The 9,506-nt window shown below is 39.9% G+C and carries 6 protein-coding genes; 4 read left to right on the top strand and 2 right to left on the bottom strand.

Translation table 11 applies throughout. The features are described 5' to 3' along the window. A partial coding sequence (locus tag K245_RS0119645) for a transposase (protein WP_027359238.1) occupies window positions 1–247 on the top strand: 247 nt, incomplete at its 5' end. Between the two features lie 104 nt (window positions 248–351). On the opposite strand, the gene K245_RS0119640 is transcribed toward K245_RS0119645, so the two are convergent. Continuing rightward, on the bottom strand, window positions 352–1,659 hold the full coding sequence (locus K245_RS0119640) for an HDOD domain-containing protein (RefSeq protein ID WP_027360560.1): 1,308 nt from the start codon (window positions 1,657–1,659) through the stop codon (window positions 352–354). A gap of 277 nt (window positions 1,660–1,936) precedes the next feature. Here K245_RS0119640 and K245_RS27020 point away from each other — a divergent pair, with 277 nt between their 5' ends. From K245_RS27020 to K245_RS0119625, 3 genes are all read left to right on the top strand, one after another. Beyond that, window positions 1,937–4,057, top strand: a complete 2,121-nt coding sequence (locus K245_RS27020) for a sigma-54-dependent Fis family transcriptional regulator (RefSeq protein WP_051284470.1) — start codon at window positions 1,937–1,939, stop codon at window positions 4,055–4,057. Window positions 4,058–4,820: 763 nt separating this feature from the next. Further along, window positions 4,821–5,300, top strand: a complete 480-nt coding sequence (locus tag K245_RS0119630) for a DUF3015 family protein (protein WP_027360559.1) — start codon at window positions 4,821–4,823, stop codon at window positions 5,298–5,300. A 103-nt stretch (window positions 5,301–5,403) separates the two neighbouring features. Next, the gene (locus K245_RS0119625) at window positions 5,404–7,257 is read left to right on the top strand and encodes an Lnb N-terminal periplasmic domain-containing protein (protein ID WP_156906857.1); all 1,854 of its coding nucleotides are present in this window, start codon (window positions 5,404–5,406) and stop codon (window positions 7,255–7,257) included. A gap of 72 nt (window positions 7,258–7,329) precedes the next feature. Here the strand turns inward: K245_RS0119625 and K245_RS0119620 are convergent, their stop codons facing one another. After that, the gene (locus tag K245_RS0119620; RefSeq protein WP_027360557.1) at window positions 7,330–9,030 is read right to left on the bottom strand and encodes a YgiQ family radical SAM protein; all 1,701 of its coding nucleotides are present in this window, start codon (window positions 9,028–9,030) and stop codon (window positions 7,330–7,332) included. Window positions 9,031–9,506 lie beyond the last annotated feature (476 nt).

Raw genomic sequence — 9,506 nt, 5'->3', positions numbered from 1 at the left:
TAAAGCAGCTGTAGAGCATCCATCCTTCAAATGGGTCAATATAATACTTGGTAACTTAAAAAATGCGCTCAAAGGTACTTATCATGCAATTAATCGCAAGCATGTTCCGCGCTATCTTGCAGAATTTCAGTACAGATTCAATCGCCGCTATGATCTGCCGTCCATGATTCACAGACTTATTTATGTTGCTCTTAGGACTCCGCCCATGCCATCAACCATGCTTTCTATGGCTGAAGCAGAGTGGTAATCAGAAAAGTTTTTGCCAAGCTTTTTTCAAAAAGCGACCTTTGACCTTTCATTTACCAGAAGAGTTCAAATTATGACGATGGGAAGATAAAAAAGAGTTAGGTACTATCCTGTTTTTTCTATTTTAAGAAATTTTCTGAATGATTCCGGGTAAAGAGAAGATCTTCTTTTAAATTCAGGCATGAGAATTTTCTCGATTACTTTTTTTATATCATATCCGCTCCATCCTAGGAAATCAAGGCATTCATCCTCATATGCGTACTTGATTTCCATTGTCTGGCTGCTTAGTATCTGATCATAAACCAGATGGGATACATACAGATTTATTACCGCTGGCCTTATGCCCTGGGGAAGTTCGTCAGGATGCATGAAACCGGGGTGCATGTGAAACTTAACAACTTCACAAATATTTTCGGGCAGATTCCATGATTTAAGGAGTATGTTCCCAATTTCTGCGGCTTCAAGAAAATCTATCAGATCTGTTATTTTCGGATTTTGCTCTTTTAAAAGGAATTTAACGTTTTTGCCGAGATCGTGGAGCAGGGCTATGGTGCTTGCAACCGCTGGCTGGGATGTCAGCGCAAGCCTGGCAATCTCGCTGGATATATGTGAAATTATTACTGAATGGAAATAAAGTTTTTGAAATTCAGGATTTGTTGCAAGCGTAGACCTAAGACCTTCTGCAACAATGACCTGATAGATCTGGTCAACTCCAAGGTAAAATATCGCATAGTTGATGTCCGATATTTTCTTTTCAAGGCAGTAATAAGAAGAATTGATTCTTTTCAGTACAATGCCTGTAAGGGAAGGATCATTCTTAATAAGATCTGCAATGCTTCGTGGCGTCGTCTTTTCCGAAGAAATCTGTGCCATGAGATTTTCTATGGAAGAAGGAAGTCTTTGTATTTTATCGAGAATCTTTCTGACAGGTTCGAATTTTGACAGGTCTTTGTTCTTTTGCAGCCCTTTCTGCCTTAAAGAATCAACAAGAACCGCTCTTTTTTCATCACATTTTTTGAGTTCGAAAAGATATTTTGATATACGTTCATTATCAGAGTCGTAAATTTTTTTATAGAGAAAGAGCTGGGCTTGCTCAGGCATCATGTCGAGAAGCCTTTTATTCAAAACCATTACCATTGCGCTGGAATCTCTTGCAGGTGAAACAGTTATTTTAGGGAGAGTCTGTCTTGCACATTCTCCTGACTTTATTGTGAGTACAGGCTTGTTTAAATTATTGCCTTCACAGATTACAACCTCGCCATCTATAACAATACAGATAGTATCCGTGGTATCACTTTCGAAAAATTCACCGTGGTTCAATCTGTTTATGGCTGAAAGACTGATTATCTCTCTGAGTATTTCCTGGGGTAGGCCATTGAAAAAATTTCTAAGGACTTTTTTGTCATCGCTCATATTGTGTTTCCCCTGACCAATTCTGTTTAAGTATCTATATTCCCAAGAAATAGAAGATTTTGAGTTTGCTTAATGTGGGGCAGGTGTATTGCTTTTAGCTTATTGTTATCAGCGTATAAAATAAAACTGTTGGAACTAAAAAAATAGCTGTTTTTTTAGTTTCTTGTTTTGTATGAATACTTATCCGAATATAACAGTTTGTATTTCATTTTTGGAATAAAAATCTTCTCACTCCTGTTTTTGGTCAGGCCATGGGTGTTTTTTAGTACAGGATATTATGGAAACCTCAAATATAGAATCGTTTGACTGTTTTAATGCAGTATCCGACTATTTTTTTGCAATAAAAGAAAACGGAGAGATAATCCATTTAAACAGTTCGGCAGAAAACTTGCTTGGCATCGGTGAGTCAGGCAAGCGCGCAATAAACATCAAGGATATTTTTTGTTTTTCAAAAAATACTCCAGATGTTCTTCAATTGCTGAGAAATGGTTCTTACATGATAAGATCCCCTTTGGCCTCAGAAAGCGGACCAGTTGTGGCAGAGACTGTTTTTACCCCTGCTATGTATATGGGGGAGAGAATATATACCGCCGTTTCAAGAAGAATCGATTCTTGCGGATCAGAGCGTATTTTTGAAAATGAGTCAGTTTTCCTTTCAGATGTTTTTCAGGTGTCTGACGTACTTTTTTTGATAACAGATAAAAAGGGGGCTGTGATAAATGCTAACACTGCTTGCGAGAACCTTTCAGGATACAGCCTTGCAGAGTTAATTGGAAAGAGTATTTTTGACATTCTTATTCCTTCATCAGAAGTGGATATTGTGAGGGCCCGTTACAACTCCCTGTCTGAAAAATGCAAATCAAATATATCCGTAAACTCATGGGTGACAAAATTTGGTGAGGCAAAGCTCATATCCTGGGCCAATACAATTTACCAAAGAGACAGCGGACATGAATATATTGTCTCAACAGGTGTGGATATTACTGAACAGAAGAGGATTGAAGACTCCCTTAAAGAGAGTGAGGAAAGGCTTTCTCTGGCGCTTGAGGCCAGTAACCACGGTCTGTGGGACGTCAATCTGAAGAAACAGGAAGTTTACTTCAGCCCGAGTTACTACAAAATGCTTGGTTATGATCCTGATTCTTTTAAGTTTACCGTGGATACATGGAGATCCCAGGTAAATTCTTATGATCTTCCGCTTGTAGATCAATTCTTCAGTGGCAAGCTTCTCAAACTGAAGGAGCCTTTTGAAGTCGAATTTAGGGTGAGAACCAAAGAAGGGGCATGGAAATGGTTTCTTGCCTGGGGAAGAGTTGTGGAGACTGACAGAAATTCCTCTCCTGTGAGGCTGACCGGTATTTTTACTGATTATTCCCAGAGGAAAAAGGTGGAGGAGTCGTTTCGCCTGAATGAGGCGAGGCTGAGGGCCGAAAATGTCAGGTTAAGGGGCAGTATAAAAGAGAGATTCAGGTTCGGTGATATTATCGGCAAGAGTCCTTTGATGCAGAAAGTTTATGAAGTAATTATGCAGGCCGCCAGTTCAAGCGCCCCGGTTATTATATATGGTGAGTCAGGTACAGGTAAGGAGCTTGTTGCAAGGGCTGTCCATGACATGAGCGAAAGGAGCAGATCTCCTTTTGTGGTTGTCAATTGCGGAGCCATTCCTGAAAACTTGATCGAAAGCGAGTTTTTCGGATATAAAAAAGGAGCATTTTCGGGAGCTGTCAGGGATAATTCCGGTTTTATTGAGCAGGCAGATCAAGGGTCTCTTTTCCTTGATGAAATAGGTGAGATTGGTCTTGGTATGCAGGTGAAGCTTCTCAGGGCCATTGAGGGCGGAGGTTTTACGCCGATAGGTTCTAATGAGGTCAGGCACAGCAATTTCAGAATAATTGCAGCAACAAACCGTGACCTTTCAGCTCTTATCAAACAAGGCAAAATGAGGCGTGATTTTTTTTACAGAATCCATGTAGTTCCTGTAAACCTGCCTGCTTTAAGGGAGAGAGTTGAAGATATACCGCTTCTTGTCCAGCACTTCTGCGAGATTTTCAGAAATGACGAAATCGAATCAATCCCAGATCACTTGATCTCAGCCATGAAAAAATATGTCTGGCCCGGTAATGTTAGAGAACTCCAGAATGCCGTTCATCGTTATATCACCTTGAAAACATTTGATATTCCAGGTTTTGGCGTAAAAGATGAGATGGAAGCGGATAATATAGATTTTATGACTTTCTTCTCAGGTACAAGCTTCAAGGAAGCAGCCAAGAAATTTGAAAAAATATTTATTAAAGGTATTCTTGATATGCATTCTGGAAACAGAACCCACGCATCGAAATATCTAGATATGGAAAGGCGGACACTTTTAAGAAAACTCAAAGAGCTTGAAATTGAATAGTGTGAAAAAAAAAACACATCGCCATGCATTGCTTATCACACCTTGTAATATCCTGATTTTTTAATATATTTCTAATTATGTCACGCAATGATGGGCGATTGTGTCTCATTTTTGTTTTCTGCCTTAATTCATTATCTCTCCAGGTTGTCTTCTGAACCGAGTTAAATCAACCACAAATAGCCTTGTATAGATATGCTTGCTGTAGTGGCACGATTATTGAATGTAGATATACAAATTTTGGCTTTGCCATGATTCTAATTTGGAAGGTACCTCTGATATTCGGTGCGTTGTTTTATGCCTCAAAAGTTTCGCCTTCCTGAGATTGTCCATCTTTAGTAGTTTCAGTTTTATCCTTTCTTTCATAGCCGGATTACAGAGGGAACCGTTTGCCGCATGACCTTAAATAACTCTAAGGTCATGCGGCAGGTCTATTCTGGGCATCTAAATTATCTTCTGATCTTCTAAAAAATATCCAGAAACCTTTATTTTCATAGTATTTATATATGTTTTATACTGAGGTAAGCTAATACGGATAATTTATGCAGTGTTTTTTTAGCAGAGGTAATAAATCTCTTTAAATTTACCTTCCATTACTCTATTGTCTTTAATTAGATATTGAAAAAAAAGGTTTATGAAGATATTATCGCCAAAAAGTTATACATGGGTTTATGGTTTTCTGTGCTTGTTATAGCTTATTAGTATTGTGGTTATGGTTTTTCCATTTCTGCTTAATTATTGAATAACAGAAAAGAAAGGGGATAAAATGAAAAAAATAGCTTTTATAATGACCGCTCTCTTGATTTTTGCATCTTCAGCTTATGCTGGCAGCCCTAGTAATGTTAGATCAAACTGTGGATGTGGACTTGGTTATATCCTTTTTAAGGACTCCAAAAATCCCGGCATATTGATACAGATTTTTGCGGCAACAACCAATGGAACTTTTGGAAACCAGACTTTCGGTATTTCATCAGGAACCCTTGGATGCGGCCAGCCTTCAAGTTTTGCAAAAGTTGACAAGATGAATAAATTCGTTGCTGAAAACATGGACAACCTTGCTGTTGATATAGCTGCTGGTCAGGGCGAAACATTGGACGCTCTTGCTGAAATAGCCGAAGTTGCTCCTGCAAAACGTCCTCAGCTTTATTCAGCTCTTCAGAAAAATTTTGACAAAATATATTTCCAGGACAATGTTAACAATCAGACCGTTGTTTCAGATGTTAGTGGAATCATAGAAAAAAATTAGTATTTTGAAAAATTTGTTTTTTAAAATAAAACGGTTGGGAATCATTTGGAATAGTCCAAAGATTTCCAGCCTTTTTTTTGTTCTCATTGTATGTTTCACTGCAATGCCGGCTTTTGCTGTCGAGAAACAAAACGATTACACAGACGAGCTTGTCGAAAAAGCCTTATCGCTTAATCTCCATGAGGATAAATACTGGCATATACTCATGCATTACGAAAAGGGTTTTTTTGGCTTTAAAAGCCAGATAGACGAGCCTTCATTTTTTTTCTCCGAAAATGGCAAGCGCGATCCAAAAGCAGAGCTTGAAGCGAGCATAAGGGCTTTTTTCAGTAATGAAAATATTGAAAACAGGCCGGACGTCTGCCAATATATAGCCAGATACGATTGGCTCCTTAAGTGTCTTGAGCCTGACCCTTCAAAAATTGAAATACTTACCTGTGATCCTGTTGACAGAATAAATCCGTTAAAGGCGTATCTGGTTTTTCCAACCGGAAGTATAAACAGCCCTGCCTCAATGTTCGGGCACACATTCGTCAATGTCAAGACAACCAACAGGAATGATCTTCTGTCCCATGCTGTCAATTATGCGGCTAGAACCGAGGAGACAAACGGAGTCGCCTTTGCCTTCGGTGCTCTGATGGGCACTTACAAAGGTGATTATTCGGTTCTTCCATACTACAAGAAAATACTTGAATACACGGATATGGACAGGAGAGACATCTGGGAATATGAACTGAACCTTGATGAAGTCGAACTTAGAAAGATGGTTCGTCACATAAGGGAGATGGAAAAAGTCAATATTGATTATTATTTTTTTGACGACAACTGCGCATACAATATCCTTTATCTGCTTGATGCGGCCCGACCGTCCCTCGACCTTGTGGGCAAATCGTGGATTTTTACAATACCCTCGGATACGGTTATTGATGCCTTTGATAAAGGAGTTATTACAGGCAAAAGTTACAGGCCTTCCAAATCCACAAAGATTCGCCAGAAGATTAAATCAATGGATGACCGCATGAAAAAGGCTGCACTTGATATCAGGGAAGGAATAATAAGTGCAACTGAAATTGATACTGTAACAAAAGACAAAAATGACAAAATCAGGCTTCTTGACCTGTCTACTGAAATGCTCCAGTATGATTTCCTTGACGGGAAAAAGGATAAGAGCGAATACTCAAAAAGGCTTGTTGAAATACTCAGGGAAAGGAGCAAGCTGGGCAAGGCCGAGGCCGGGCTGTATGATTTTCCGCTCCCAAAATCTCCGGATACATATCACAGACCAAAGCGTGTCAGCCTCGGCGGCGGCGTCGATTCAGACGGCAATGGTTTTTATGAGCTCGGGCTCAGATTTGCCTATAATGACGTGTCAGACCCTGATTATCCTGTTGAGTCAGGAACTCAGATTCAGTTTGGAAACACAAGATTAAGGTATGATATCGAGAAAGATGAAGTTGGGGTTGAGCAGGTTGATATAATTGATCTTCTGTCTTTAAGTCCGAGGGACGATTTTTTCAAACCATGGTCCTGGAATTTCAGAACCGGCTTCAAAAAAGAGCTTGTTGGCAATGACAATGAAATAGATGGCTTCAGGAGAGAACTTTTTTGGAAGAATACCGGAGGGATCGGTCTTTCCAAGCTTTTGGCAGACAGAATGCTTGTTTATGGACTGGCCCAGGCCGAGTTTGATACAGATAATGCCCTTGATCATGGATGGGCAGCAGGTTCAGGTTTCATGACCGGCATTATATGGCAGGTGGCCGATCCCTATAAAATAAGTGTGGAAGGCACTTCCATGTGGTTTGGCCTTGGAGATACCCACGATAGCCAAAGCATAAAAACCACTCACAGACTCAGATTGTCAAGAAATGTTCATCTGGGAATAGATGCTGAAAAGATATTTGCCTTTGATGTCGACAGGGCAGAAGTTTCAGCAAAGCTTGATCTTTTTTTCTGACCTGTACCACCAATAAGCAAAAATACATCTATGCATCTGTCTAAAATCATGCAGTTTTGAAATAGAAAGGAATTATTTTTTATTTGTGCCATGGGGCACAAGCTTCTTTTTTTGATTTTCTCGTTCTGCCTGCTTTTTTTCAACAAATATTTTTTCTCCTGAAAACGGGTTGATTTCCGTATGATACATTACGCTTGACCAGGTTCCAGGGGACGGAGTGAAAATCTGAATCTGTCTTGGCAGTATTCTAAGATTTTTCAGACAAAACTCCCTTAATTTTGTCATGTCGCCTGTAGTGCACCCCGGATGAGCCGCCATTAAATAATATGTTAAGAACCTCTCCAGTTTCAGTTTGTCTGTTATTGAATCAAAAAACTTCTTGAATTCCAGGAGTCCTTTTTCATCTGGCTTGCCCATTAGATCAAGAACTCGGTTTGAGACATGTTCAGGAGCTATCTTTAATTGACCGGAGGTGTGCTTTTTAAGAATTCTTTCAAGATAGGAGATTCCGTTAGGCTTGTCTGCCAGGATAAGATCGTGCCTGATGCCAGAGGCCACAAAAATATTTTTTACGCCTGGCACCGAGTTGACCTTTTTAAGTAACTCCGTCTGGGGTTTGTGATTTACCCTCATATTTTTGCAGACAGCAGGATACAGGCATCTTTTGTTTCTGCATGCGCCTTTTTCTGTTTTAATTGAACATTCGAAGCCATACATATTTGCAGTTGGCCCGCCCAAATCGAGTAAAGTCCCCTTGAAATCCTTGATTTTTGTTATTTCTTGGGCTTCTTTAATGATTGATTCGTGGCTTCTGGAAGTAACTGTTCTTCCTTGATGCACAGAGATCGAGCAAAAATTGCATTCTCCATAGCAACCCCTGTGGGTAGGTATGCTGAATCTGATAGTATCAAGTGCCTTGATCACCCCAATTTTTTTCAGATCAGGATGGGCATCCCTTTCAAAATGAAGGTCATGAATTCTGTCGAGTTCTTGGGTCGTATATGTTGGCTGAGGCGGATTCTGGACTATGTACCTTGTGTCCTGCTGCTGGCATAATCCCTTCGCAGTGAATGGGTCTGCGTTCTCGTACAGCAGTCTGAACATTTCCGTGAAGGATTTCCCTGATGTTTTTACATCTGCATGGGAAGGAAGAATTATGTAGTCTTCGGGGACAAGATTTGAAGAATAACAGATTCCTTTTATTTCTCTCCAGTCTTTCCCTTTGTCGAGGTTCTCCGCAATCGAAATTATGGATTTCTCTCCCATTCCGTATACAAGAATATCTGCCCGTGAATCAAAAAGAATGGATCTTCTTATCTGGTCGCTCCAGAAATCATAGTGTGAAATTCTTCTAAGGCTTGCTTCAATTCCTCCAATTACAATGGGAACCGTGTTTTTGAAATATTTTCTTATGAGATTTGAATAAGCAATGACTGCTCGGTCAGGTCTCTTGTTATTAACGCCTCCAGGAGTAAAATCATCTGATTTTCTCTTTTTCCCGGATGCAGTGTAATTGGAAATCATGGAATCAACGCTTCCGGATGTTATTCCCCAGAAAAGCCTTGGCTCTCCGAGTGCTTTGATGTCTTTGTCGCAATATATGTCCGGCTGGGATATGATTGCAACCTTGTAGCCTTCGGCCTCTAAAACTCGCCCTATTATACTGACGCCTATGAACGGGCTGTCTATATAGGCATCTCCGGTCACAAGAATTATATCAGGCTGTTTCCAGCCAAGCTTATTCAGCTCTTTTTCGGTTGTTGGTAAGAACATTAATTACTCTTTTTGAATAGGTTGATTCTTTTCTATCTACAGCCCCTTTTTTTCACTATTATTCATAAACGTAAAGAATTTGTTGAAAAAGAAAATTATTCAATTTTGACAACGTCGCAAAAAGTCCGATTCCAGTCATTCCTGTGCAGGACGGAATCCAGAAGTATCTTAGAATACAAAGATGCCTGATCATGTCCGGCATGACGCCATGCCTTTTTCTGAGCTCTGCGAGTCCGCCAATTTTGCCCAGTCTGTTTTTTAGCCGAAAAAATCCATCTGGTTGACTGTTTTTTTTAAGCGGATTTCCCGAAACAGCCTGAACTGAAAATAAGACAGAGCCACAATTGTTGATGGCAAAGATCATCAAAGATTAATTAATCATAAGTAAACCCCCGGCTCTGCCGGTGGACTCACAGAGTTTGACAGATCCTGGAATAAGAAGAAGTCTCCAATAACTGAACCGCCTAAAGTTCAAG

Source organism: Desulforegula conservatrix Mb1Pa, from assembly GCF_000426225.1.
GTDB classification, from domain to species: Bacteria; Desulfobacterota; Desulfobacteria; order Desulfobacterales; family Desulforegulaceae; genus Desulforegula; species Desulforegula conservatrix.
This window is presented reverse-complemented; position numbering and strand designations above follow the sequence as displayed.